The 25277-nt window shown below is 48.2% G+C and carries 22 protein-coding genes and 2 pseudogenes; 14 read left to right on the plus strand and 10 right to left on the minus strand.

Features of this window, described 5'->3' with window-relative positions; translation table 11 throughout:
* Nucleotides 1-59 precede the first annotated feature (59 nt).
* Both EBB54_RS04810 and EBB54_RS04815 read left to right on the plus strand, forming a co-directional pair.
* Nucleotides 60-773 (plus strand): ABC transporter ATP-binding protein, encoded by a 714-nt coding sequence (locus EBB54_RS04810; protein ID WP_125130602.1) that lies wholly within the window; start codon nt 60-62, stop codon nt 771-773.
* The gene (locus tag EBB54_RS04815; RefSeq protein ID WP_125126580.1) at nt 757-3264 is read left to right on the plus strand and encodes an ABC transporter permease; all 2508 of its coding nucleotides are present in this window, start codon (nt 757-759) and stop codon (nt 3262-3264) included. The genes EBB54_RS04810 and EBB54_RS04815 overlap by 17 nt, the downstream gene beginning before the upstream one ends.
* A gap of 92 nt (nt 3265-3356) precedes the next feature.
* Here the strand turns inward: EBB54_RS04815 and EBB54_RS04820 are convergent, their stop codons facing one another.
* Complete coding sequence (locus EBB54_RS04820; RefSeq protein WP_125126581.1) at nt 3357-3902, minus strand: Uma2 family endonuclease; 546 nt, start codon at nt 3900-3902, stop codon at nt 3357-3359.
* 372 nt (nt 3903-4274) lie between these two features.
* On the opposite strand from EBB54_RS04820, the gene EBB54_RS04825 reads away from it, so the two are divergent.
* Both EBB54_RS04825 and EBB54_RS04830 read left to right on the plus strand, forming a co-directional pair.
* The gene (locus tag EBB54_RS04825) at nt 4275-5636 is read left to right on the plus strand and encodes an ATP-binding protein (protein ID WP_125126582.1); all 1362 of its coding nucleotides are present in this window, start codon (nt 4275-4277) and stop codon (nt 5634-5636) included.
* 175 nt (nt 5637-5811) lie between these two features.
* Nucleotides 5812-6939, plus strand: coding sequence for an aldo/keto reductase (locus EBB54_RS04830; RefSeq protein ID WP_125126583.1), 1128 nt, complete (start codon nt 5812-5814; stop codon nt 6937-6939).
* A 56-nt stretch (nt 6940-6995) separates the two neighbouring features.
* Here the strand turns inward: EBB54_RS04830 and EBB54_RS04835 are convergent, their stop codons facing one another.
* Nucleotides 6996-8033, minus strand: a complete 1038-nt coding sequence (locus EBB54_RS04835) for a helix-turn-helix transcriptional regulator (RefSeq protein ID WP_016297040.1) — start codon at nt 8031-8033, stop codon at nt 6996-6998.
* A gap of 378 nt (nt 8034-8411) precedes the next feature.
* Between EBB54_RS04835 and EBB54_RS04840 the strand changes: the two genes are divergently transcribed.
* Nucleotides 8412-11132: a family 78 glycoside hydrolase catalytic domain gene (locus EBB54_RS04840; protein WP_162307087.1), complete on the plus strand. Its 2721-nt coding sequence runs from the start codon at nt 8412-8414 to the stop codon at nt 11130-11132.
* 25 nt (nt 11133-11157) lie between these two features.
* The gene (locus tag EBB54_RS04845) at nt 11158-12222 is read left to right on the plus strand and encodes an MFS transporter (protein ID WP_162307088.1); all 1065 of its coding nucleotides are present in this window, start codon (nt 11158-11160) and stop codon (nt 12220-12222) included.
* A gap of 760 nt (nt 12223-12982) precedes the next feature.
* Here EBB54_RS04845 and EBB54_RS04850 read toward each other — a convergent pair.
* From EBB54_RS04850 to EBB54_RS04875, 6 genes and pseudogenes are all read right to left on the minus strand, one after another.
* Complete coding sequence (locus EBB54_RS04850) at nt 12983-13234, minus strand: hypothetical protein (protein ID WP_125126586.1); 252 nt, start codon at nt 13232-13234, stop codon at nt 12983-12985.
* Nucleotides 13235-13247: 13 nt separating this feature from the next.
* Nucleotides 13248-13796: a carboxymuconolactone decarboxylase family protein gene (locus EBB54_RS04855; RefSeq protein WP_125126587.1), complete on the minus strand. Its 549-nt coding sequence runs from the start codon at nt 13794-13796 to the stop codon at nt 13248-13250.
* A gap of 17 nt (nt 13797-13813) precedes the next feature.
* Nucleotides 13814-14850 (minus strand): annotated as a pseudogene (locus EBB54_RS32140) (aldo/keto reductase).
* 51 nt (nt 14851-14901) lie between these two features.
* Nucleotides 14902-15096 carry a hypothetical protein gene (locus tag EBB54_RS04865; RefSeq protein ID WP_243127529.1) on the minus strand — a complete coding sequence of 65 codons (195 nt, stop codon included), beginning with the start codon at nt 15094-15096 and terminating at the stop codon, nt 14902-14904.
* 50 nt (nt 15097-15146) lie between these two features.
* Nucleotides 15147-15344, minus strand: a pseudogene (locus EBB54_RS04870) (LysR family transcriptional regulator); the annotation flags it as partial.
* 56 nt (nt 15345-15400) lie between these two features.
* Complete coding sequence (locus EBB54_RS04875; protein WP_125126588.1) at nt 15401-16288, minus strand: LysR family transcriptional regulator; 888 nt, start codon at nt 16286-16288, stop codon at nt 15401-15403.
* Nucleotides 16289-16723: 435 nt separating this feature from the next.
* Here EBB54_RS04875 and EBB54_RS04880 point away from each other — a divergent pair, with 435 nt between their 5' ends.
* From EBB54_RS04880 to EBB54_RS04915, 8 genes are all read left to right on the plus strand, one after another.
* Nucleotides 16724-17209: a hypothetical protein gene (locus EBB54_RS04880; RefSeq protein ID WP_243127531.1), complete on the plus strand. Its 486-nt coding sequence runs from the start codon at nt 16724-16726 to the stop codon at nt 17207-17209.
* 45 nt (nt 17210-17254) lie between these two features.
* Nucleotides 17255-17449 (plus strand): hypothetical protein, encoded by a 195-nt coding sequence (locus EBB54_RS04885; RefSeq protein ID WP_148099342.1) that lies wholly within the window; start codon nt 17255-17257, stop codon nt 17447-17449.
* Nucleotides 17450-18055: 606 nt separating this feature from the next.
* Entirely contained in the window at nt 18056-18313 is a 258-nt protein-coding gene (locus EBB54_RS04890; protein ID WP_016297028.1) for a hypothetical protein, read from the plus strand.
* 47 nt (nt 18314-18360) lie between these two features.
* Entirely contained in the window at nt 18361-19233 is an 873-nt protein-coding gene (locus tag EBB54_RS04895) for a DUF3737 family protein (protein WP_125126591.1), read from the plus strand.
* A gap of 562 nt (nt 19234-19795) precedes the next feature.
* Nucleotides 19796-21469, plus strand: a complete 1674-nt coding sequence (locus tag EBB54_RS04900) for an AAA family ATPase (protein WP_125126592.1) — start codon at nt 19796-19798, stop codon at nt 21467-21469.
* 20 nt (nt 21470-21489) lie between these two features.
* Nucleotides 21490-22197 (plus strand): LytR/AlgR family response regulator transcription factor, encoded by a 708-nt coding sequence (locus EBB54_RS04905; RefSeq protein ID WP_004069308.1) that lies wholly within the window; start codon nt 21490-21492, stop codon nt 22195-22197.
* Nucleotides 22198-22199: 2 nt separating this feature from the next.
* Nucleotides 22200-23519 (plus strand): GHKL domain-containing protein, encoded by a 1320-nt coding sequence (locus EBB54_RS04910; RefSeq protein ID WP_125126593.1) that lies wholly within the window; start codon nt 22200-22202, stop codon nt 23517-23519.
* Nucleotides 23520-23707: 188 nt separating this feature from the next.
* Complete coding sequence (locus EBB54_RS04915; protein WP_125126594.1) at nt 23708-24268, plus strand: hypothetical protein; 561 nt, start codon at nt 23708-23710, stop codon at nt 24266-24268.
* A gap of 243 nt (nt 24269-24511) precedes the next feature.
* Here EBB54_RS04915 and EBB54_RS04920 read toward each other — a convergent pair whose 3' ends face one another.
* On the minus strand, nt 24512-24829 hold the full coding sequence (locus EBB54_RS04920) for a hypothetical protein (RefSeq protein ID WP_004069297.1): 318 nt from the start codon (nt 24827-24829) through the stop codon (nt 24512-24514).
* Nucleotides 24830-25072 (minus strand): helix-turn-helix transcriptional regulator, encoded by a 243-nt coding sequence (locus EBB54_RS04925; protein WP_044985071.1) that lies wholly within the window; start codon nt 25070-25072, stop codon nt 24830-24832.
* Between the last annotated feature and the right edge of the window lie 205 nt (nt 25073-25277).

Here is a 25277-nt window from a genome sequence, read left to right on the forward strand (position 1 = left end):
GGGATATATTCTATATAACCGCTGCTGCGGATGATTTGGAGAAGGAAAGGGTGGCAGATATGGAATCATGGATCATCAGAACAAAGAATCTGAAAAAATATTATCAGCTTGGGGAGCACACGGTGAAGGCATTGGACGGTATGGATTTTCTCGTCAGGGAGCGGGAATTTGTGGCGGTCATCGGAACTTCCGGATCGGGGAAAAGCACGCTCCTTCACATGGTCGGGGGATTGGATGTTCCCACAGAAGGGGAGGTGTACGTGGACGGCAGGAACTTAAACGAGATGAACAAGGAGCAGCTTGCGGTGTTCCGCCGGAGGAAGGTGGGTTTTGTGTTCCAGAACTACAATCTGGTGCCGGATCTGAATATATATGAAAACGTGGTGCTCCCTGTGGAGCTGGACGGGCGCCGCGTGGATCGGGAATTTGCGGAGGAAATTCTGGAATTTCTAAAGCTTTCCGGGAAGAAGGAAGCTCTTCCGGGTATTCTCTCCGGCGGGCAGCAGCAGAGGGCTGCCATCGCCCGGGCCATCGTTTCCAAGCCGGCCATCCTGCTGGCGGACGAGCCTACGGGAAACCTGGACACGGCTGCAAGCCATGACGTGATCGGGCTGTTAAAGATGGCGGCAAAGCAGTTTCAGCAGACCGTGGTATTGATTACACACGACAATGACATCGCCCAGCTGGCGGATCGGATCGTGCGGATCGAGGACGGCCGGATCGTGGAGCGCGGGGAACATGAAAGGAGGCCAAGCCATGCTGAAGAATCATAATACCACAGTCATTCAAAACATGGCGAAGCGTTCCTTTCGAACCAACCGGCGGCGGAATATCAGCATCCTGCTGGCAGTCCTGTTTTCTACATTTTTGACGTTTTGTATATTTACGGGGGGAGCTACTTTTTTTGAAATGCAGCAGACCCAGGGCATCCGGCTGCACGGCGCGGAGTATGACGCGTACCTGTACGGGCTCACTCGGGAACAGCAGGAGCTGTGCCGGGAAAATCCGGATATTCTGCGGTCAGGAATCGAGGCGGTGGCCGGTTATGTGGTGGAGACAGAACAGAACGATACCCCGGACGCGGGGCTGCTCTGGACAGACGAGACCTGCTGGGAGGAGATGCGAAAGCCCGGCCGGACCTGGATGGAGGGGCATTACCCTCAGAAGGCGGATGAAGTGCTGGTAAAACGGGAAAGCCTCAAAAGCTGCGGCCTGGAAGGGCTGAAAACAGGGGACACCTTTACCATGACCTACGGCACGGCGCTGGGGGAATTTACAGGGGAATTTCGGATTTCCGGCATGTGGGACGGGTACGGTGCCAAGGATGTCGTCTTTGTATCCAAAGCATTTTATGAGCAGTCCGGGCATGAACTGTCCAGCGTGGCTTCCGGGCGGTATATGATCGACTTCAAACCGAAGCTGATGACCAGGGCAAAGCAGGAGGCGTTTATCGAAAGCCTGCATCTGGAAAAGCAGCAGAACCTGTTTTTCAACATGGAATACGAGAACGCCGTCCAGGTTCTGGCGGGAGCCGCGGGGCTGGCCGGGATTGCCTGCCTGTGCGCCTGCCTTTTGATCTACAATATCATGTATCTTTCCGTTTCCGGAAATATCCGGTATTACGGGCTGCTGCAGACGGTGGGGATGACCGGGAAGCAGATCCGCCGTCTGGTGGGGCGGCAGCTTTCGATCCTGGCCGCGGCAGGGGCCGCAGGAGGGCTGGCTATCGGGGCAGGTGTCTCCTTCTGGCTCATTCCTTCGGTGGTGAAGTCTATGGGCGTGTATCTGGGAAAACAGGAAAGCGTCCGGGTGGCCTTTCATCCATGGATCGTACTGCTGTCGGTGCTTCTGGCTGCATTGACGGTCTTTGCCGCAGGACAGAAACCGGCCCGGGCCGCGGCGGCCATATCCCCTGTAGAAGCCCTGGGCTACCGTCCCTGCCAGGCAGGAAAGCGCAGCCGCAGGACGGGACGGGGAGGTGTCCTGTGGCGTCTGGCAAAGGAGCAGCTTACAAAGGATAAAAAGAAAGCCGGGATCGTGATTTTGTCCCTGTCTGCCGGTCTGTCTTTGTTCCTCTGCCTGGTCACCCTGCTGGAGAGCGAGGCGGCCCGCACCATAGTATCCAATTATATGGATATGGACATGGTGCTGGAGAATAAGACTTTGAAAAAGGAGAACCGGGAGGACCGCCGGCAGGTGATGGACGGGGAGTTTCTCGACGAGCTGAGAGGAATAGAGGGGCTGGAAGAGATCTATGAGGTTCGCTGCAGGGAGATTCTGGTGCCCTGGGAACCGGATTTTTCGGACATGTGGATGGAAGAGTTTTACGATATGTGGATGGTGCAGTCTTCCTATGAGGACGAGGGCCGGAAGAATTATAAGGACCATCCGGAAGAATACAGCTCTTTCATCGTCGGAATCAATGAAACCGAGTTTTCCTGCCTGAACAGCACATTGGAGGAGCCTGCGGATGAACAGGCATTTCTGGAGGGGCAGACCTGCATCTTGTACCGAAACGGCCTGGCATTTACGGACGGGGAGCTGCGGGGGAGGAGCGTGACCTGCGCTGACTTTGAAGACCCGGGGCATAGGCGGACATTTCAGGTCGGAGGGCTTACGGATGTGAATGATTATACCGGGGAGTCGCCCGGGTGTGCCCCCACGCTGATCGTAAGCGATGGGGCGCTGCGGGAATTTGCGGAGGAAGCTTTTGTTTACAAGGTCAGTCTCCGCTACAGCCGGGAATACGACCGGGAAACAGAAGGGGAGCTGCGGGAGCTGGTGGAAAACAGCGGCTGCGCCAAAAACATTTCCTGTGAATCCAAGCTGGAGGAGATGGAGACGGTGAAAAAGGCCCAGGGAAACATGATGGAAGTGGGGCTGGGGATGGTTCTGATCCTGGCGCTGATCGGGATTCTGAACTATGTGAATACGCTGGTGGGAAATATCCGGAGCCGGGAGACGGAGATCTCGGTCATGGAAAGCATCGGCATGAGCAGAAGGCAGGTACGCAGGATGCTGGTGATGGAGGGGCTTTTATTCGCCGGAGGCTCCCTGTGCGTCACCTGGACTGTCGGGCTGGCGGCGACTTATACGCTGTACCAGTCCATGAATTACCGGAAGGTGCCCTTTGCGGTGCCGGCTGCGCCCATGGCGGCGGCTTCGGCCCTTGTACTTGCTGTATGCGCGGCGGTGCCGCTGATGGCTTACCGGAGTATGGAGAAAAAAGGGACGGTGGTGGAGCGGCTGCGGGGAGCGGAGTGAAAAAACGGAGGAGGGGAAGCTGGATGATAGAGTGAAAAAAAGCCGGAGGACAGCTAAAAAACCGCCTGACGCAGGCAGCGCCGGGCGTTTTTTTACGAAAGCAGAAGCTCCATGTTCACGATTAGATTCTCAAAAATGCAGACAGGGACATCCTCGTCAAAACTGTATAGAGACGTAAATTTGTCTTGATCAAAGTCATATACATTTATGGTATGTTTTATGGGATTGACAATCCAATATTCCCGGACTCCGGCAGTGTGGTACTTAAACAGCTTTATGCCGTAATCCATATGCTGCGTTGAGGGAGAAACAATCTCAATGATCCAGTCGGGGGCTCCGACGCATCCCTTGTCATTCATTTTACTTTTGTCGCAGATGACGGAAATATCCGGCTCCACATAATTTCTGTCATCTTTATTTAGAAAAACAGCGAATGGGGCAGCATAAACATCACAGTTTCCATGCCTGGAGCTGATGTAGTTTCCGATTGCCTGATGCAGCTTCCAACTGATTTTTTGATGTATCGTATTTGGCGGAGCCATGTTGTAAATCCGTCCGTCGATCAGTTCCGCCCTCTGGCCTTCCGGCAGGGCGTAGATATCTTCGATGGTATAAATTTTTTCCTGTGGTAATGCCATAATATCACTCCTTTGCCTATATTATACACGATTCTTTTGAAAAAACAAACTTTCTATGATAGTAAAGTCAATCCAGAAAAAAGTAAAGGGCGGGAATAAATTACCAAAGTCCATGACAACACAAAAAACTGCTATACCCCAGTAAATATAAGGGATATAGCGGTTTTTACTTTTTTTACTGTCAAAGACGGGATTATAAGAAACCCATACAAGTATCTCAAATATTTACAATTACCGGAAGGTGCCCTTTGCGGTGCCGGCTGCGGGGGTGGAGTGAATGAATTTTTGAAGTGGTAAACATTACGGATTTGTGCTATTCTTTTATGTAGGAAATTCATTGTTTAGAACAGTCGACAAAGAAGGAGGGGGAGTATGGAACTAAAACGTGACATTTACAGGAAATTACTTGCGTGGAAAAGTAAAAGCAATCATAAGGTTTTGGAACTTGAGGGAGCACGTCAGGTCGGAAAAACATATATTCTGGATAAGTTTGCAAAAAAAGAGTATAAGAGTCATCTCTATATTAATATGATTGGATCTTCGGGCAAAGATTTTCTGCAATGTCTCGAAACGGCTGCAAGCTGGGAGCCGGGGAAGAAGCGGGAAAAAAATCCGGTTTATAGAGCGTTCCAGTTATACGATCCTGATTTTTCAGATTGTGAAGATCTGGTGATCGTGATCGACGAAATCCAGGAATCATCCGTTGTATATAGTAAGATAAGGGAATTTGCCAGAGATTTTAAGGCACATTTTATTGTAACAGGGTCTTATCTTGGAAAAACACGGGAAAAAGAGTATTTTCTTTCAGCCGGTGACACAGAGGTGCTTACTATGACCACGCTTACATTTCCAGAATTTCTGGATGCTTTCCATAAGCGCGGATTATACGAAGCAATCGATTTATATGGAGGATCGGATCACGCCGGATATGAGGAATTAAAGTCCTATTTTCATATTTACCTGCAAATAGGCGGATATCCGGAAGTTGTAACCACATATTTAGAAAGCAGGAGTATTCCAGATTGTGAAGCAATGATAAGCAATCTGATTCAGATATTTGTCAAAGAATCTTCAAGATATTTTGACAGTCCTTTAGAATTGGAAATGTTCGAAAAGATTTTTTCTTCGATTGCAGCGACTCTTTTGAAAGAAAAAAAGGGAACGCCGGATCTTACAACGGATCTTACGAAGATCATTTTTAAGGAGGAAAGCGGGAGAATCACAAAAAAAATGACGAACTATGCTGTTAGTTGGTTGTTTTTATCACACCAGATTGGCTACTGCAGTATGAGTGTGGATTGCAGTAATCTGGATATTGTAGATAATTGCCGTTATTACTTTAATGATTTGGGTGTAGCAGGCTATTTTCTGAAACTGACAGGAGAACCATTGAGTATCATTGAAGGGGTTCTGTGTGAGAATTTTGTCTACCTTGAGCTTGTCAGACGGATTCGGAAACAGGAAATAGCCGGCCAGGTGCCATGGTTTGCCATAGATAAAAAAACAAGCGGTGAATTGGATTTTTATGTCAGAAGCCGAATTGACAATATGGATTACGGCCTGGAAGTAAAAAGAGGGAAAAACAGGGCAAACACAGCAAATGCCTTGCTGGAAAGAGGAAAATTGGATTTTGTTTATCAGCTGAAAAATACCTACGGCGGAATTGCGGATAGAAAGTATTCGGTTCCTCTCTATCTCTGCGGCCGGATTCCATTTAACCTGGGGAAAAAGTGAGGTATCTTTTAAATTAGCAGATTCCAGCAGAACTTATAAAGTCAATCAAAAGAATGGCCACAGTCATTGAGTTTTCCTCTGCGATTCTGTATAATGATAAAAACAACATGAGCTTCTGCAGATTCCTGCCTCAGGGATTCCGGGAGCGCATCACACAGCCGAAGGAGGAAATGATATGCGTTATAAAAAGTTCAAGGATACCCAGGAGCTGTCCATGCTGGGCATGGGCGCCATGCGCCTGCCGGTGGTGGGCGAGGATCAGGGAAACATTGATTACGAGAAGGCAAAAGCCGTCATCGACAAGGCTTACCAGGGCGGGATCAATTATTATGATACGGCGTACATCTACCACAACGGAAAGTCCGAGGAATTTTTGGGAAAGGCTCTGGCAGAATATCCCAGGGACAGCTACTATGTGGCGGACAAGTTCAACCTGCAGGCAGAGCCGGATTATAAAAAGCAGTTTCCGGAACAGCTGTCCAGATTGAACATGGAATACATCGACTTCTATCTGATTCACGGCATTCAGGACGCATGGATGGACCAATTTCTGGAATGCGGTGCGCTCCGGTATTTTGACGGACTGAAAAAAGAGGGCAAGATCAAAAATCTGGGCTTTTCCTTCCACGGGTCGCCGGCATCCATGAAAAAGCTGCTGAAAATATATCCCTGGGATTTCGTGCAGATCCAGCTCAATTATCTGGACTGGTATTATGGGGACGCAAAGGAACTGTATGACATTCTGGAGGAGGCAGGCATCCCGTTGATCATCATGGAACCGGTCCGGGGAGGGAAGCTGGCAAGCCTGACGCCTGAGGCGGAAGCAATGTTCAAAGAAGCGGATTCCCAGGCTTCCATCGCATCCTGGGCGATGCGGTTTGTGATGAGCCGTCCCCAGGTGCAGGTCGTGCTGAGCGGCATGTCCGATCCGGGGCAGGTGGAGGACAATCTGCTGACATTTTCGGAGAAACCGTTTTTGACGGAGGACGAGGAGGAGCTGGTAAAAAAAGCGCTGGATGCATTCCGGTCCAAGATTGCGGTGGGATGTACAGCCTGCCATTACTGTACTCCGAACTGCCCCGTTGGGATCGACATCCCGAAGGTTCTTTCCCTTTATAACGACGTGAAGCTGGTAAATGAGGAGTGGAGGGCCAATTTCGCGGATTCCATGCCGGAGGGGAAGCGGCCGGAGGACTGCATCGGATGCGGCGCCTGCACGGAACACTGCCCCCAGAGTCTGGATGTGCCTGCGATCATGCAGGAGATGGCAGAGATCCGAAAGAAATTGCGGCAGGAGAATTAAGAGATTGGAAAGCTGTATATAAATACATTGCTTCGGCGGCAGAAGCCGCTTGTCACTCAGAATGCATTCTGCCTGCGGTACTGGCTGGGTGTCATATGGTGATATCTCTGGAAGACCCGGATAAAAGTTTCCGGATTTTTATATCCAAGCCGTGCGCTGATATCCGCTACGCTCATCTGAGTCAGCAGCAGGAAATTTTCCCCCTGCTGGAGCCGTACCGAGGTTAAAAGCTCCGAAAATGTGGAGCCGGAAAAATCTTTGATTACCTTGGAGCAGTAAGGGACGGAGTAGTAGAATTTTCTGCTCAGTTCCTCCAGGGTGACGGTCTGGTAGTTGTTCAGGATATAGTTTACCAGCGCCTCCTCATTTCCACGTTTGCTCTTCCCGGCAGAGGAGAGTTCCATCGTCTTTTTATGCCTGCGGGTCAGCTGGGTAAAGAAGATCGTCAGCAGGCTGCAGATGATGCGGTCCGAAAATTCATCTTCATTGGTCTGTTCCAAATACATATCCAATATATAATTGCGCACAACCATATCCTTACCTGTATGAAAAAGCAGGTAAGGGTATTTCTTTTTTGCAAACAGATTTTCCATAAAAAATAACCCGATCTGGGATTTATCCCGGATGGTATTCATGAAGATATCCATAAATGTACTGCGCCGGATGAGGATATTCATGACCAGGCAGTCGCGAAAAGCAGAAATGCCGTGAACCACATCCGGGGCAAGGATGCACAGATCCCCTTCGGACAGTTCGATCTCCTGGTCTCTGCCAAAGCTCTGCATGCAGCTCCCGGAGATTACATAGATCATTTCAAAATAGCCATGTTCATGAAAATAAAAAGGACAGTACCGGGGATGCTTGATCAGCACCGCGTTTTGAGAAACGCGCATAAAGGCCTCCTCGTCCTGCCTGGACGGCAGGAGCTCCGGGTGCATGACGATGGAGGTGTTGTAGGGGTCGTCCTTATGCTTTTCATAAAATGCAAAAATCGTTTCCGGTGTCTTTTCCATTTCATAATATTCTTGAAACAGCAATTCGTCCTTGTTCCAGGTATTTAAGCTTTCAATGACCATATCATAGTTCAGGTTCATATTCTTACCGTAACGGTCCCAAACAGCAGGTGGGTATCCGCTCTGCAGTCTGGAACTGCTGCGTTCCTCCTTTCCTGACCGGGCTGCGGCATGTGACGGCAGACAGCCGTGAAAATGGCTGTTTCTGCGTTCATGGCTGTATATCAGTATAATCCGGAGATGAAATAAAGTCAATTTATAATATGATTTTGAGTCAGAATTTCTAAAAATGAAATCAGCTAAACAGACTCAGCAGAATCCTACCAGGAAAAAGAAAACAGATCTATAATATCCACAACATAAAGAAAGGCATGGATCACCTGGAACATGAGAGGCCGGCGATCGAAAAGCCGGCAAAGAGAAATGGCTTACAATTCAAATCTTAAGGAGGAACATACAATGAGGAATATCAACGGACTTACAGTAAAGAAGCTGACAGTGGAGCATATGACCAATCCGATCGGTCTGGATGTATCGGAACCGAGATTTGGCTGGAAGTTGGAAAGCGGGAAGAAGAACGTTCACCAGACTGCATATCAGATCCGGCTTTACAAAGAAAATGAACTGGCGGCGGACACGGGAAAACTGGATCGGGACACCAGCATTGAGGTCACCGCGGAGGGCTTCCGGGCAGAACCGAAGACCGCCTACCAGGTGGAAGTCACCGTCTGGGACAATCACGGAGAAACCGCTTCCCTGGAAGGCTGCTTTGAGACCGGGCGGCTTGGCGTCCCCTTTGTATCCGGGTGGGCGGAGCCAGAACAGGAGCCGACCCCGGACAGCCTGGCGGGAAAAGAGATGGACTGCGATTCCGTATCCGTCAATGCATTTGCGGATCAGGAAAGGGATTTTGCGGAATTTCGCCCGGCCCAGTATGTCAGGATTCCGTTTGAGGTAAAAAAGGGTCTGAAAAAGGCAAGAATCTATATGACCGCCCACGGGATTTATCAGGTATATGTAAACGGAACCAGGCCGGACGCGCGGGAATTTGCGCCGGAAAATACCTCATATCATAAGGTTTTGCAGTACCAGACCTACGATGTGACGTCTCTGCTTTCGGAAGGAAAAAACGTGCTCGGCGTGATTCTGGCGGACGGCTGGTGGGCAGGCCGGGTGGGCGTATCCGGCGATAGCTGCCAGTACGGGAACAAGACCGGGCTGCTTTTGGACTGTGATCTGGACTATATGGACGGAAGCAAAGAGACGATCACCGGGGAACAGGGAAAATCCTCCACAGGCCCGATCCTGTTTTCCGACCTCTTCGTAGGGGAGAAGTATGATGCGGGAAAAGAGATCAGGGGCTGGAATACGCCGGACTTTGACGATGGGGACTGGATTCCGGTTCATCAAGCGGAATATCCGATGGAAAATCTGACCGGCCAGTGCGCGCCTCCGGTCCGGGTGATCAAAACGCTGGAACCGGCAGAGATCTTTACCACACCGGCAGGGGAGACCATGATCGACATGGGACAGGTCATGGCAGGCGTCCTGGAGATTGAGCTGGACGCGCCGGCGGGCATCCAGGTGAAACTGGAGCATTCGGAGGTGCTGGGAGACGACGGAAATTACTTCAACAACATTCTCGGAACCAACAAGGAGCAGACCGATTTTTACATCACAAAGGAGGGCCATCAGACCTACCGCCCCTCCTTTACCTACCACGGATTCCGGTATGTGCGCGTCACAGGATGGCCGGGGCGTATCTCGAAACATGCGGTGAAGGCCCACGTGTTTTCCAGTGAAATGGAGGATATCGGAACCTTCCATACATCCGATGAGAGGCTCAACAAGCTGCAGGAAAATATCTGGTGGAGCCAGACGGCAAATACCATTTCCATCCCAACAGACTGCCCCCAGAGGGAAAAAGCCGGATGGACCGGGGACATCATGGCCTATGCGCCGACCATGTGCTTCAACCGGAAGGCGGACGCCTTTCTGACGAGCTGGATGGCAAATGTCCGGGCAGATCAGTTGGATTCGGGAGCGGTTCCGGATATCGTGCCGTTTCTGAAAGCCTACGAGATCTTTATGATGGCCGGACAGGGCAGCGTCACAAGCTGCGGCTGGGGGGATGCGGTGATCGCCGTGCCTTACGCGGTCTATCAGGCATACGGCGACCGCCGGATTCTGGAAGAGAACTACGGCGCCATGGAAAAATGGATGGACTACATTGCAGACCGTGCGACAAACCATCATCCGGAAGCGTATGAGAGCTGGGATGAGGAACACAAGGCAAGGAGCCGTTACCTCTGGAACACAGATTTCCATTTCGGGGACTGGCTGATTCCAAGCATTGTCCTGGGCAATCCGGACGGAGCCGCCATGATGCAGACCGCGCTGGCAACCATGGAAACGGTGGCTCCCGCATATTACGCGTTCAGCGCCATGAACATGGTAAAGGTGGCAAACGTGCTGGGCAGAACAGAGGATGCACAAAAATATGAAGCACTTTATGAAAAGATACGGGATGCATTTATCAAGGAATATGTCCATACAGACGGAACCATGGACGCGGATTTTCAGGGGCTGTATGTGATCGCACTGAAGATGGGGCTGGTTCCGGATGAGGTACGGCCGCTGATGACAGAACATCTCTGTGAAATGATCAAAAAGAACCGGGGCTGCCTGGATACCGGGTTCTTGAGCGTCCTGTTCCTTATGGATGTGCTCTGCGAAAACGGAAAGCGGGATGTGGCTTACAGCCTGCTGTTCCAGACCCGGTGCCCGAGCTGGCTGTACGAAGTGGAACACGGCGCCACCACCATGTGGGAAAGCTGGGGAGCTGTCGGAGAAAACGGGGAAGTCAGCACCTACAGCTACAATCACTATACATTCGGCTGTGTGGGAGAATGGATGTATAAAGAGATCGGCGGCCTGCAGATGGCAGAGGCGGGATATAAAAAGCTGCGTATCGCGCCGGCGCTGGACTGCGGCCTGACTTCTGCAGGTGTTTCCGAGGAAACGCCTTACGGGAAAGCGGCGGTGGACTGGGAGCTTTTGGATGGCCGGGCAATCGTACACGTGGAGATTCCCGCAAATACCACTGCGGAGGTGGCGCTGCCTGGAATCCGTGAGGAGATTGGAAGCGGGAGGTATACATTTACCGTCGATATCAAGTAAAAGATCAGGAAGGAATGTGAGATTCATGGAACATAAAAAAACACTGACATTTTTAAATTATGCTGCAATCTTATCAATCTTCTTCTTCTCCGGCGGCGGGACATTTATGAATGCCGCTATGGAGACGATGATCCAGGCATGGCCGGAGCTTTCCGTGACCATGGTACGGATGGTCACCTCGCTGCCGTGTCTGGTATCGCTGCCTGTGGCCATCCTGACAGGCCGGCTGGCGGGAAGTAAAATAAGCTATCGGTTCTGCGCGGTTTTTGGAACCATTTTAATCCTTGTGGGGGGTGTGGCTCCGTTTTTCTTTGATAAAAGCTGGATCATGATCCTTGTATTCCGGACATTGCTTGGAATCGGCGTGGGTTTCTCCGGAATGCGGAACGCGCTGATTATCAACAGTGTGCCGGAGGAAAAGAAGTCCGCCATGATCGGGTACGGTTCCAGCGCCATGAATGCCTGCGCCATGATCGCCGGCCCGGTGGTGGGCATCCTGGCCGGGATCAGCTGGAAAGCGCCGTTTCTGTATAATCTGCTTGCGGTTTTTGCACTGCTGCTGGTGACCTTTTATCTAAAAGAACCAGAGAAGGTCACGGGATCAGAACCGAAGACTGGGGCAGAATCTGAGAATGTGGCGGAGCGCCGGAAAAAGGGCGGCGGTGAAAAGAATCCGGAAGGCTGGAAGATCCTGGTGTACATCGCGCTGCAGTTTATCCTTACCATGGCCCTCTACCCGGTGCTGTCCGGCATGTCTACATATATGGCGGCAAAAAATATCGGTTCCCCGTTCATGGCCGGGATATCCACGTTTGTATACGGACTTTTCGGCGTCCTGATCAACCTGGTTCTGAACCGGCTGATTGGATTTTTCCGGCAGTATATGCTTCCGGCGATGTGTCTGTGCTTTTCCATCGGGATGGCGATGGTGGTGTACCTTCCGGTGCTCCCGGCAGTCCGATTGCCATTCGGCCGTTTCACAAAGTATACCCAAGGGCACCCCGTTATGGCCATAACGGGGTGCCCTTGGGTATACTTTATACTAAGTCCTTCCTGTCAGATATCTTTTTTGATATTTCAAAAGAAATGATCCAAACTGCCAATCCGGCAGCAAACAGTATCATAGCTGAAGTCCCTGTATTGGAACGGCGCAAATGCCCGATGCTTTTAAACAGCCGCATCTGTTTCATTGCACTTGCAGCAAAAGGATACAGATAAAACAAAACGCCTAAGCATTTTGTTTTTTCTTTCTTCATGTCATTATCCCTGTTTTGATTGAAAAATGTTGAAAATGGTATTGATTCATGATAAACTGCCAATATGGGTGCTACCAAGATGGTAGGCGGTTAGCCCTCTGCGGAGGGACTGCGACCCTCTGTTTACATAGAAACCTCGAAAAAAGGGGAATCTGGGAAAGGAGGGCTGAACCACGTGGATATATTGGGACTTATTGCCGTGTTGAGTTTCGGCTTGACATGCTTTGGAATCGGATATACATTTGGTAAAGATAATAACAAGACGCAAAAATAGCCGCCCCAGTCTGGAAAACTAAGCGGCTATTTTAGCTAATTACAATCCGGGCTAACCGTCTATCGGTAGCACTCTTTTCATGTATAATATAGCATAGCCGGAGAACAAATTCAAGCCTTTTGTCAGCGTTCATCAGTTATTCTATTTCTGAAAGGTTACTGTTCACGGTGCCTTGCACCCTGCTGCAAGGCATCCGGCCAGTAAAATAGCTGTTGCGTGCATCCAGCCTCTCGCCGTCAGACGACTTTTCAATGGGCTGGATGCGTTACAGTTCGCGGCCGGTTGGGCCGTGAACTGTAACCAGAAACGCATAAAACAGCTCATGTAGGAACGCAGCTGGACAGATTAACGCTTGGCGAAGCGCTTCCGTCCACATAAAGCACGAAAGACTCGGAAGGGTATTCATCCCTGCGGCCGAATGTTTCCAGAAGATAGTCTACCGGTTCGTCGGAAAAATGCGTGTCCCGGTTGCCCACGGTCCGGTCTAAATTTCTGACAAAGTTGCGCGACACCGTTTTGCAGAAGGAATCGAACATGGCGCAAATACGGTCTTCGTTTGAAGGAGATAGCATGGCACTTCCTCCATTATTTTTCTGCCGTCACTTCATTTATACAGGAAATCGCGTTTAATGTCCTCGGAAATCCAATAAACGGCAGGCATTGGGTAATTGCTTCAATCAACATATCACGGGTATTGCCCACGCTTAAGTTTGCGCCCGCATGAGCCTTCGCCTGCGGCTCACAGCCGCCGAGACAGCAAATCGCACAGAATGTAACCAGCTCCCGCATTTTCAAATCCAAAGTTCCTCTTGTATAGAAAGCGCATTTTACCTTTTCCACGCCAATATAAGGGGCGCACTGATACAGCGTTTCTTTGATTTCTTCCGGCGCTGCTCCCATGTCCAGCGCCGCCAGCACATATTTTGAAAGTGGTTTCCATGTCTGGCTGGCCGTCAAAGCTGTAAGCATAACAAGCGCCCGCTGCACATTGGACAATGTACCATGAACGAGGACATCACCGCAAAGAAATTTCCTGACAATCTCCTCAAATTCAGGATCATATTGCTGATCGGAAAAATAAGGACCTCCGAACCAGTCCTGATGATTCTTTTCCGCAATATTTAATCGTTCCATTCCAACGCCTCCCGCAGTCAAATTTTCTGGTTCCCTGCAGACCACACATGACTTTCCTTTGCTGTATCCTGTGTATTCTGCGCCATCACGCCCACTAGCTTGTGCGGTATATAAAGCTCCTCCAAATAGGAAAGTTCTTCTTCCGATAATTTAAGCTCCGCCGCCTTTGCCGCGGCCTCCACATGATGAAGTTTCGTTGCGCCGACTATCGGCGAGGTTACTTTTGCCATAAGCCATGCAAGAGAAATCTCCGTCATAGAAACGCCTCTTTTCTCTGCAAGGAGCGCAATCCTGCTGATAATTGCGCCGTCCTGCTCTGCGGCAGCGTCATATTTCAGCCTTGCATAGCTGTCCTCCTGCATACGCTTTGAAGTTTCGCCGGGATATTTCGCAAGTCTGCCTCCTGCCAGTGCGCTGTAAGGTGTCATGGCAATCTGATCTTCACAACAGAGCTTTGCCATTTCCCGTTCTTCTTCCCGGAAAATGAGATTGTAATGATTCTGTACGGATATAAATTTTGCGAACCCTTCTTTTTTCGCCAGCGCATTTGCCCTGACAAGCTGGTAAGCATAACAGTTGGAAATGCCGATATAGCGGGCTTTCCCGCCTTCACTACATGATCCAGCCCCTCCATGACGTCATAAAGAGGTGTTTCATAGTCCCACATATGATAGATATATAAATCTACATAATCCATGCCAAGATTGATAAGACTTTTGTTTATCATCCGCTCGATATGCTGCTGCCCGGTAATGCCTGCCTTGATTTCTTCCTGTGTGCGGGGAAGAAATTTCGTAGCCACAACCACCTCGTCACGCCTTGCATAATCCCGCAGCGCACGTCCAAGATACTGCTCGCTGGTTCCGCTCTGGTATCCTATGGCTGTATCAAAGAAATTAACGCCCAATTCCAGCCCCCGGCGGATGATTTCACGGGAATGTTCCTCGTCAATCGTCCATGTATGCTGGCCGTTTCCTGCCTCGCCAAATCCCATACACCCCATACAAATGCTGGAAACATTCAGCCCGGAAACGCCTAATTCACGGTATTGCATAATCTCAACCTCCTAAAATCACAAATCCATACTTTCTACCCAATAGTACACTTAAATAACCTGAAAGTTTTTCCATCTACCGGACTTTTGCCGCAGAATAAAGATAACCGCCCGGATCATCCAGTCGCATACCATAGCAGCCGCAATGCCGATGACTCCCATATCAAGGACAACGCCGAGAAGCCAAGTCAATAACAGCCGGCCTGCAATCGTGGACGCAATGGAAACATACATGGTAAATTTCACGTCCCCCGCCGCCCGAAGCCCATTGCTGACCGCGCCGGAAAACGGAAAGGCCGCCGCAGTAAAATTCCCTCATTTGTTAAAGTAATCTTTTTTGCACCTCTGTGAAACAGCTTAACACCAACTTCTTCCTCTAACTGTGACAGCTGGCGGCTCAATGTCGGCTGGGTAATATGTAAGACTTCTGCTGCCCGATTGATTCCTTCCTCTCGAACCACTGCTAAAAAGTAACGAAGTACCCGGATTTCCATTATAAAACCTCATCACAAAAGCGTTTGCTGATGATTCTGCATATGATCTTTGCTCGTTATTTTAGCATTTTTTTGATCTCTTCCATAAATTTTTCAGAAGCCTTGGAGAATATCTGATATTTTTTCCAGATCATGCTCATACCTGCTTCTCTTTTAGGGGTGAGGGGACGGAAACACAGGCTGCTGCTGCCGGAGGTATTGATGATCTTATCAAATCCGATTGCGTATCCCAATCCTTCCTCCACCATCAGGGAGGCATTAAAGAGCAGGTTATAGGTTGCGATGATCTCTAATTCCGACATTTCTTTCTGCATCCAGTCTGACAGCGCACCATGGTTATCCCCCTGCTGCGATACGATCAGCGGCCTGTCCCACAGATCTTCCGGGGAGACGGCAGCTTTTGCGGCAAGAGGGGAATCCTTCCGCATCAAGACGCCCCAGGTATCTTTAAAGGGCATTTCCACGGAATTGTATTTTGCGTGGTCTACAGGGCCGAACACGATGCCGAAGTCGATCAGCCCTTTATCTAATTGTTCCGATACAAACTGTGCGTTGCCGCTGGCAATATGATAGTGGATGCCGGGATAAGTCCTGTAAAGCTCCCGCGCCGCTTTCGCGATGAAGCGGACCGCATCGGTTTCGCCGGTTCCGATATAAACGTCCCCCACGATGACCTGGTCGGAGAGGGTGATTTCCCGTTCTGTTTTCCGAACCAGATTGAGGATTTCTTCGGCACGTTTCCGAAGGATCATGCCTTCTTCCGTAAGGGTGACTTTTCTTGAGCCTTTCGTCCCCCGAATCAAAAGCTGCTTTCCCAGTTCTTCCTCCATTGCTTTGATCTGCGTAGAAAGCGTAGGCTGTGAAAGGTGCAGGGATTCCGCCGCTCTTATGATGCTCTGCTCCCTTGCCACTGCAAGGAAATATTGAAGTACACGCAATTCCATCTGTTTGATCTGTTCCTTTCGTATGAATACCATCGTATGCAGAAAAGCTGTTAGTGGCAGGTTTTCTGTATTTCTATACACCAAGGGTCACGTTATGGCTATACAGCCGTATCACAAAGTATCCTCAAGGGCACCCCGTTATGGCCATTCGCCCGTATTACAAAGTATCCCAAGGGCACCCCATCATGGCCATTCGGCCGTTTTATAAAGTATAACATGCCTTGCAATAGGTTTCAACTAGACAAATGGATTATATACAAGTATTTACTATTTATATTTTTGCTTATTATACTGGAAATGGGTGATTTTATAAAAATTTAGTTTGTAAGTTTATCTTGGCAGATATAAAAGAAGCCCTTTGTTTAGCAAAATGAAATCGTGGCATGGTAAGTTTTTATCAAATGAATGCCTGCCATATATTTATGCAGAAAGGCGGTGGATGCGTTGAAAGCAGATACGGTTACAAAGGATTACGTAAAAGATGCAGGCGTGTTTGCCGACATTTTTAATTACTATATCTACGGCGGACGGCAAGTGATCCTGCCGGAACAGCTTACAGAGCGTGATTCCACTAAGATTGCGCTGCCATATGGCGCGGATGAGGCTGCAGTTCCAGTCCAGAAATTCCGCGATGTGCAGAAGCTGTATGCCGCGATGACGGACGGGAAAATGGAGTATGTTCTTTATGGCGCGGAGAATCAGGCGGAGATCCATTATGCTATGGCTGTGAAGAACAATCTCTATGATGCGCTGGAGTATGCAGGGCAGGTGGAAGAGGCAGCAAAATCACACCGGAAGGAAATGAAACGGAAAAAGGAACAGGGGGAAACGCCTGCTGAAGAAGACAGGAAAAAACCAAGCGCAGGTGAATTTTTAAGCGGTTTTTGGGCGGAAGACAGACTATACCATCCATCACAGTGACCATACTTTTTAGCTCGGAAGAGTGGGAAAAATATGATGAAAAGAATGAGGTGGTTGATGTGCCAGGCAATACGAGAAATTCGGATGGAAGAGCGGAAAATTGGTGAGCAGGACGGCGAATTGAAGAAAGCCAGGGAAGCAGCCGGAAAGCTGTATGAAATGGGGCTTGATACAGATAAGATTGCGCAGGCAGTTGGTTATGCTGTGGAAACAGTAAAGGGATGGCTTGGGCTTTCTTAATGATACTAGTACATCATTGTATTAATAACCGAGTAAATAGTGCCCGCTGTTCACACCATCGCTGCGTTGGAGTCAGTCAACGATGCTACCAGCATCGCCTCCTTCCTCCGTCTTGCGCTGCTGTAAACATCAGATGCTATTTACTTCGGAATTAATGCAATGATGTACTAGTGTACTGACCGTATTATATCCAATGAAACTCCGCAGGATAATTTTTCATCGGCAAGGCGGCTGAATGAGGCGTAGCCGGTAGCTACGTCGATTGAAGCCAACGCAGTCCGATGGAAAATCAGACAAGGAGGTTTATTGGAATATAATGCGGTCAGTACACTAGGTAAGACCGTATTGCATATAAGTATGATAGCGAAAGCACATTATTTCCGAAATAGGAGATGGTGTGCTTTTTGTATACCCAAGGACACCCCTTATGAAACGGCCGGATGGCCATAATGGGGTGCCCTTGGGCATGACATGAAATACATATAGAAAAAAACTATGGTTATGAATAAACAATAGGTATTTGCTATTTCTTTAAGAGACAACTATAATTAGATACAGAAAAGGGATAGTTGATAAACAGGCTTAAAATGATTCGGGGGAATGAACATGGATAACAGAAGGATTGGATTGGAGAACATAGCCTCCTACGGGTCAAAAGAAGCAGTCATTCAAAATCTGAGAGATGCGGGATGCAGCCAGGATACGATTGAATGCTGCATGGCCTCTCTGGACTGCGGGGAAAAAGCAGAACTTTTAAAGCAGTTGGAACATCACAGAAAGAGTCTTCTTCACAAAGTGCATGAAGAGGAAAAACGCATTGACTGTCTGGATTATCTGGTATATCAGATCAGCCGATGCCGATGACAGGAATCAGAACAATAGTAGCTTTATGAAACGGAGGAAATCAGACAATGAAAGTAATTGAAAACCAGACTTTTGACATGGAACGCGCGCTTTACGGATGTAATGGGATTGCAGTAAGGAACTGCTCTTTTGACGGGCCGGCAGACGGCGAGAGCGCTTTTAAAGAGGGAGAACAGATTGAGGTATCGGACTGCTTTTTCAATCTCCGTTACCCCTTCTGGCATGACCGGGGGCTGACCATCACGGATTCAGAAATGACCCAAGGCTGCAGAGCCGCGCTGTGGTATTGTGACCAGGTGGTGATTGCAGATACGAAGCTGCACGGGATCAAAGCGCTTCGGGAATGCAGCAATGTCCTCATCCGGAACTGCGATATCATTTCTCCGGAATTTGGCTGGTCTGTGCGGGGAATCCGTATGGAAGACACCACGGCGGTGAGTGAGTATTTTATGATGCGCTCGGAGGATCTGACATTCAGAGGCGTTCATTTTACAGGAAAATATTCCTTCCAGTATATCAAAAACGCTGTCTTCGAAAACTGTGTGTTCGATACAAAGGACGCGTTCTGGCACGGAGAAAATATCACCGTCAGGGACAGCGTGGTCAAAGGTGAATATCTGGCATGGTATTCCGACGGGCTGACCCTGCTCAACTGCAGGATCGTCGGAACCCAGCCTTTGTGTTACTGTAAAAATTTAAAACTGGTTGACTGTGAAATGGTCGGCACGGATCTTGCTTTTGAAAAATCCGAAGTGGAAGCGGTCCTTACAACAAAAGTGGACAGTATCAAAAATCCCAGATCCGGCCGGATTTGCGCACCGGAGCTGGGGGAGCTTATCATGGATGATGAAAAGGCAAAAGGCCAGGTGATCATTGCCGGACGGGAAAAGCATCATTGTAAAATGTGCAGTTGTGCCTGATAAGAAGCCAAAGGAAAGAGTGGTCTCGGAAACACAATAGCGGATGCGCAGGAAAGGGTTGGTTTTCAGAAATGAGAGGGATAAGGGATGGATGATCGTGAGGTCTGAGTGGCCCAGAGAAGATAAAGAATAAAAATGGGCATGGCTTATAAGCCTGTCGGGATTAAAAGCTATGCATTCCGTCAGTCCTTTGCGTTTGCCAAAAGGCTGAATGAAGAGATAGGATGGATTTGCTGATGTGAACACCGTAGTAGAGAACAGTGCTAAATGAATCTTATTATAGATTCAGAAAGATTTCACTATTGCGATCATGAAAAAAAGTCGGAGAACAAACAGATTTGTATTTCCGGCTTTTTTGCATATATGAAATATATACTGTTCCGCCTGTGTCAGATCCGCATGGAAATAATCTGCTGTCTCTAAACAGATTACCACTTCTGTAAAAAAATACTTGTAAATTTTAAAGGGGAATGCGGTAAATTTTTTACTTCATGCGTTTGCTTGACATTGACACTATAAGGATGTGTCGTTATAATTTATAGCAAAAGCAGGAGGTTCCCGCATGGATTTTAAGGTTGGTGTCGGCAAGTCGGATTTTGCCGATCTGCGTAAGTCGGATAATTATTATGTGGACAAAACAAAAATACTCTATGAACTGGTACATGATACAGACAACAAGGTCACTCTGTTCACCAGGCCGCGGAGGTTTGGAAAAACGCTGATGATCAGTATGATAGAGAATTTCTTCAATATTAGAAAAGACAGCAGAGAGATCTTCGGGGGACTTAAGATCACGGAATATGGAGAGTTCTGCGACGCCTGGATGAACCAGTATCCGGTTCTGTCTATATCGTTTAAGGATATGGAGGCACTGACCTTTGACGGTGCATACAAAATGCTGAAAACCACAGTTGCGGATGTGTGTAAGGAACTGGACGATCTCATGGAAGAGGGCGTTGTGAATGAAGCTGACGCTGAAATCTTCCGGCAGCTGATGTATACGTCTGCGGATGAAGACAAGGTGAAAAATTCCTTAAAAACAATCATGCGCATGCTGTATGCTGTCTATGGCAAAAAGGTCATTCTTCTGATTGACGAGTATGACGTTCCGCTTGCAAAAGCAAGCGAGAAAGATTCGGCGCAGAATCCGTTTTATTCTTCCATGCTGGATGTGATCAAAGGTCTCATGAGTACGGCATTAAAGGATAACGAATATCTCAAATTTGCCGTGATCACAGGATGTCTTAAGATAGCGAAGGAAAGCATTTTTACAGGAACCAATAACTTTGCGTCGTATTCTGTACTGGATGAGGATTTTTCAGAGTACTTTGGCTTTTCAGGAGATGAGGTGGGCGAGCTTTTGGCTGCCGCTGACAGACAGGATAAGTCCGATGTCATAAAGGAGTGGTACGATGGGTACGTATTCGGCGACAGCTTTGTATACTGTCCGTGGGATGTGATCAACTATATGTCTGCATTGAAGAAGAGAAAAAACGCAAGACCCAAGAATTACTGGAAGAATACCAGCCATAACGGGATCCTTCTCTCATTTGTAAAAAGAACGGATTTTAAAGTGAAAGGGAAATTTGAAACGCTTATGAACGGCGGGACGATCGTCCAGAACATTTCAGATGAACTGGCCTATGATACACTATATTCTTCAGAGGAGCATCTCTGGAGTGTGCTCCTGATGACAGGATATCTCACAAAGGCGGATGCCGGTGAAGAAGGCCGGAGGGTCAGTCTTAAGATACCGAATCGAGAGATCGCGTCTATTTTTGAAGATACGGTTGTGACATATTTTCAGAATACGATCGATAACAGTGTGCAGAAATCCATGATGGAAGCGCTCTGGAACCAGGATGAGCAGGCGGCGTCTGAGGTGATATCGGATCTTTTGTGGAAGACCATCAGTTACAACGATTATCACGAAGATTATTACCATGCTTTTCTTGCCGGGGCATTTGTCGGACTGGGCTATGAGGTGGAATCCAATAAGAAGAAAGGGCTTGGCCGGCCGGATATTTTATTGAAGGATGAGGATCATCGCAGGGCGATCATCATTGAGGCGAAACGATCTGAACGGGAATCGGATATGGATGCGGACTGCGATGAAGCAATCGGCCAGATCATTAGCCAAAAGTACGCCGAAGGGGTATACGGATACGGACAGATCCTTTGCTACGGAGCCGCATTCTTTCAGAAGCAGGCAAAACTTAAAAAGCTTCCATTATAGAAAATGGCAGGAGGAATGAGATGATACGGATAGCGGTTGTGGAGGACGATGAACTTTATATTTCCCAGCTTTTAAAGCACCTGGAAGATTACCAGAGGGAAGAAAAGGAAGAATTTAGTATCCAGGTATACCGGGACGGGGACGGGATCACGGCAAATTATAAGGCGCAGTACGACATCATCCTGATGGACATCCAGATGAAATTTGTGGACGGGATGACCGCGGCGGAGGAGATCCGCAGGGTGGATTCCCAGGTGGTGATCATGTTTATCACCAATATGCCCCAGTATGCGATCCGGGGCTATGAGGTGGGCGCACTGGATTATATTTTAAAGCCGGTTTCCTATTTCGCCTTTTCCCAGAAGCTCAAGCGCGCGATATCCAGATTGAAGCGGGGAGAAAAGAAGTTTGTGGTCGTTCCCATAAAAGGCGGAGTTCAGCGGGTGGAGGTATCGGACATTTATTATATCGAAAGCGAAGGCCACAATCTGGTCTACCATACCCGGGAAGGGAATTTTATATCCGCCGGGACGATGAAGAGTGCGGAAAGCGCCCTGGCGGACATGCATTTTTCACGGGGCAACAAGGGATACCTGATCAATCTGGAGCATGTGGAAGGGGTTCGGGACAAGTGCGCGGTTGTAAAGGGAGAGAGCCTGCTGCTGAGCAGGCCCAGGATGAATGCATTTATGCAGGACCTGACCAAATACTGGAGTGAGGTGAAGTAGAGATGGGAGATTGGGCGGCAGGGCAGATCCTTCCGGATATCCCGCGGTTTTATACGGCTCTGGCAGAATGGCTGTCCTGCCTTCTGTGTATGCGGGAGCTGGTCCGGCGTTTTTCCGGATGGAGATTCTGGGGAATCGCGGGAACTGCATTTTTGATACAGTCCGTGTTTCTGATCCTGACCGGAGGGCTGGAAGGGCCGGTCTGGCTGATGTGCATGGCGGCAGCCGTATTTCTGATGTTTTGTTTTCTGCGGATCAGCTGTGGGAGCAGCGGTCTGGATGTGGGGTATGTCTGTGTCAAGGCATTTGTCCTTGCGGAGTTTATGGCTTCCCTGGAATGGCAGCTCCACTGCTTTTTCTATTATGGAATGGGATATGAAAGCGGCTGGACGGGGCTGCTGCTCCTGCTGGCAGTTTACGGAGGAACCTGTCTCGTGGCGCGTGGGATTTCCAGCCGTTATATCTCCGGGACAGAACAGATGGATACGACCGGGAGAGAGCTGCTGTTTGCCTCCGTCATCGGTCTTTCCGTATTTCTGATGAGCAATATCGGGTTTGTCTATTCCCAGACTCCGTTCAGCGGGAGATATGCCTCAGATATTTTTAATGTGCGGACTCTGATCGACCTGGGAGGTCTGGCGATCTTGGTGGCCTACCACATCCAGCGGCTGCATCTGCGGGCCCAGCATGATCTGGAGAGTATGGAGATGATCCTGCACAACCAGTACACCCAGTACCAGCAGTCCCAGGAAACGCTGGATCTGATCAATTACAAATATCATGATCTGAAACACCATATCATCGCCCTTCGGGCAGAGGAAAATAAGGAAAAGCGGAATGCCTATCTGGATAAGATGGAGGATGAGATCCGGAATTATGAGGCGCAGAATAAAACGGGAAATCAGGTCCTTGACACGCTTCTGACTGCCAAGAGCCTGTACTGTATGCGGGAAAAGATCGCGCTGACCTATGTGGTGGACGGCGCAAGACTGGATTTCATGGATGTGATGGACATCTGCTCGATTTTCGGAAATGCCCTGGACAATGCCATTGAATGTGAGAAGAAAATTCCGGAGACGGAAAAACGGATGATTCATGTGTCCATGTTCGTACAGCAGACATTTTTGATCATACGGTTTGAAAATTACTGCGAAGGGGAGCTGAACTTCGAGCAGAATCTGCCGGTGACCACGAAGAAACAGGCGGAATTTCATGGATATGGGCTGAAGAGCCTGAGACATACGGTGCATAAATATGGCGGCGAAGTGGATATTGATGTGGAGGATCAATGGTTCAGATTGAAGATATTAATTCCGTTGTGAGCGTTAAGCGGCGGAAGAACAGCCTGTCCGGTTTGATGTTTATTGTTCTTGCTTATCATCAAAAAGATAAGCAAGAATTTTTTTGTGCCAAATAGTAATAAATACTTTACATTTAGAATGGAATAGTTTATAATGTGGGCGATAAGAAAGTTTATCAAATTATGAAATATGAAAGGAGCTATACATCAATGGCAAGCGAAAAAAATGTCAGCAAAATCATGAAAGAATTAGGGTTTGAGCCCAAAGAACATGCCTGTATCGTTGTAAAGTATGCACCCGACGATTCTTTAGGCAGCAAGTTATCCAATTTTTTTACTTTGAAATATTACATCATGCAGCTGTGTGAAAAAGAAATTGTTTTTCTGCCCCTCCAAACGATCGTTGGTGCAGGTATGTTTCCGAAGAAAGAAATTGCATTGCAGATCCCGTATGATACACTCCGGTCTGTAAAGATTACCGAGGTCGAAAAAACATTGAATTATGAAGTCGCCTTCACAACAGATACGGACACCATACGCCTCTCAGTGCATAAAAAAGAATGGAGCGAATTTCGTACCTCTGGAACCGTTGCAACAGGAAACACTTTTCTGAATGTTGGAGGATTCGCAGCTACTGAGAGCTGGAAGTCCATCAATTGGCACAGGCAAAACCTGGACAACACGTTTTCTTATTTGCAGAATTTACCACAATCAGCAAAGCCGGCCGAGACAGTCAACAGCGAGATGAGCGCCGCTGCGGGCTGCTGTTGACAGCTTCGCCTGTCCTTGCAGGTGGGGAATCAAAAGGGCGGCAGCAAAAATGCCGCCGCCCACTTTAAGCATCAGTGTTTATTATGATGTATCCTCCTAGATCGCTGTGAAGTGTAAGCCGCTTCTGTATATCATATAAATTATTTTTATATAAATGTTGGGTATTTTATACATGAAAGGAAAGAAAATACCATCCTCATTCAGGGGATCAAGAGCATGGCGTAAGATGATGTGAAGTATACGTTATCTGATTTTCTTTAAAATCAGCAATGCAATATCAGTCGTTAAAAGAAACAGGCTATAAACTGTCTGTATCCCATTTGCTAACCGAACGATGTTATCCATAGCCCACGGCAGAAAATATGCGAAAATATTCAAGAGGAAAAACAACACGACATAAGAAATCAGCGAAGCCGTAGCGACCAGCCCTCGTCCTCTTTCATCTCTTCCCTCTTTCGAAAAATAGAAGAATAGGAAATAACCTAAAAACAGGAAACCAAAAAGTGCATTTATCCGCATAAAGGTTCTGTTGTCAAATAAACGAGTCAACCATTCAATCATTTAACATTCCTCCTTAAAGTCAAATAAATCTTCAATCGTAACTCCAAACACTTTTGCTATACTGTATGCAAGCAGCATAGAGGGATTATAACGATTTCGTTCAAGCTGCATGATTGTCTGCCTCGATACACCCACCAAATCGGCAAGCTCTTGTTGTGTCATTCTTTTTGTGGCTCGATATATATGAATTTTACTATCAAACTGATATTTGTTTTTTTTAGCCACAGGCTCACCGCCCTTCATTGTTTTTCGTTTTTTATGCAGCTATAAGCATAACATATTTCCTGCATTTTGTCGATGGAAGATTCGAAACGATCTGATTTCTTATACATGTACTAGAAAAAAAGGCTTATAGCCGCAGAGAAGACGATACGGCAAGATGAGTCTTTTTCTGGGCAAATCAGACAAAAATAAAATATAAAAATTGTGCAGATTATACAAAGCGAAC

Origin of the sequence: Schaedlerella arabinosiphila, from assembly GCF_003885045.1 — a bacterium.
GTDB lineage: Bacteria > Bacillota > Clostridia > Lachnospirales > Lachnospiraceae > Schaedlerella > Schaedlerella arabinosiphila.

Bases quoted from the DNA above. Each gene is read 5' to 3' on its own strand.
- EBB54_RS04810 (WP_125130602.1), top strand. From the start codon at position 60: ATGGAATCATGGATCATCAGAACAAAGAATCTGAAAAAATATTATCAG.
- EBB54_RS04815 (WP_125126580.1), top strand. From the start codon at position 757: ATGCTGAAGAATCATAATACCACAGTCATTCAAAACATGGCGAAGCGT.
- EBB54_RS04820 (WP_125126581.1), bottom strand. From the start codon at position 3,902: ATGGCATTACCACAGGAAAAAATTTATACCATCGAAGATATCTACGCC.
- EBB54_RS04825 (WP_125126582.1), top strand. From the start codon at position 4,275: ATGGAACTAAAACGTGACATTTACAGGAAATTACTTGCGTGGAAAAGT.
- EBB54_RS04830 (WP_125126583.1), top strand. From the start codon at position 5,812: ATGCGTTATAAAAAGTTCAAGGATACCCAGGAGCTGTCCATGCTGGGC.
- EBB54_RS04835 (WP_016297040.1), bottom strand. From the start codon at position 8,033: ATGAACCTGAACTATGATATGGTCATTGAAAGCTTAAATACCTGGAAC.
- EBB54_RS04840 (WP_162307087.1), top strand. From the start codon at position 8,412: ATGAGGAATATCAACGGACTTACAGTAAAGAAGCTGACAGTGGAGCAT.
- EBB54_RS04845 (WP_162307088.1), top strand. From the start codon at position 11,158: ATGGAACATAAAAAAACACTGACATTTTTAAATTATGCTGCAATCTTA.
- EBB54_RS04850 (WP_125126586.1), bottom strand. From the start codon at position 13,234: ATGCTATCTCCTTCAAACGAAGACCGTATTTGCGCCATGTTCGATTCC.
- EBB54_RS04855 (WP_125126587.1), bottom strand. From the start codon at position 13,796: ATGGAACGATTAAATATTGCGGAAAAGAATCATCAGGACTGGTTCGGA.
- EBB54_RS04875 (WP_125126588.1), bottom strand. From the start codon at position 16,288: ATGGAATTGCGTGTACTTCAATATTTCCTTGCAGTGGCAAGGGAGCAG.
- EBB54_RS04885 (WP_148099342.1), top strand. From the start codon at position 17,255: ATGAGGTGGTTGATGTGCCAGGCAATACGAGAAATTCGGATGGAAGAG.
- EBB54_RS04890 (WP_016297028.1), top strand. From the start codon at position 18,056: ATGGATAACAGAAGGATTGGATTGGAGAACATAGCCTCCTACGGGTCA.
- EBB54_RS04895 (WP_125126591.1), top strand. From the start codon at position 18,361: ATGAAAGTAATTGAAAACCAGACTTTTGACATGGAACGCGCGCTTTAC.
- EBB54_RS04900 (WP_125126592.1), top strand. From the start codon at position 19,796: ATGGATTTTAAGGTTGGTGTCGGCAAGTCGGATTTTGCCGATCTGCGT.
- EBB54_RS04905 (WP_004069308.1), top strand. From the start codon at position 21,490: ATGATACGGATAGCGGTTGTGGAGGACGATGAACTTTATATTTCCCAG.
- EBB54_RS04910 (WP_125126593.1), top strand. From the start codon at position 22,200: ATGGGAGATTGGGCGGCAGGGCAGATCCTTCCGGATATCCCGCGGTTT.
- EBB54_RS04915 (WP_125126594.1), top strand. From the start codon at position 23,708: ATGGCAAGCGAAAAAAATGTCAGCAAAATCATGAAAGAATTAGGGTTT.
- EBB54_RS04920 (WP_004069297.1), bottom strand. From the start codon at position 24,829: ATGATTGAATGGTTGACTCGTTTATTTGACAACAGAACCTTTATGCGG.
- EBB54_RS04925 (WP_044985071.1), bottom strand. From the start codon at position 25,072: ATGAAGGGCGGTGAGCCTGTGGCTAAAAAAAACAAATATCAGTTTGAT.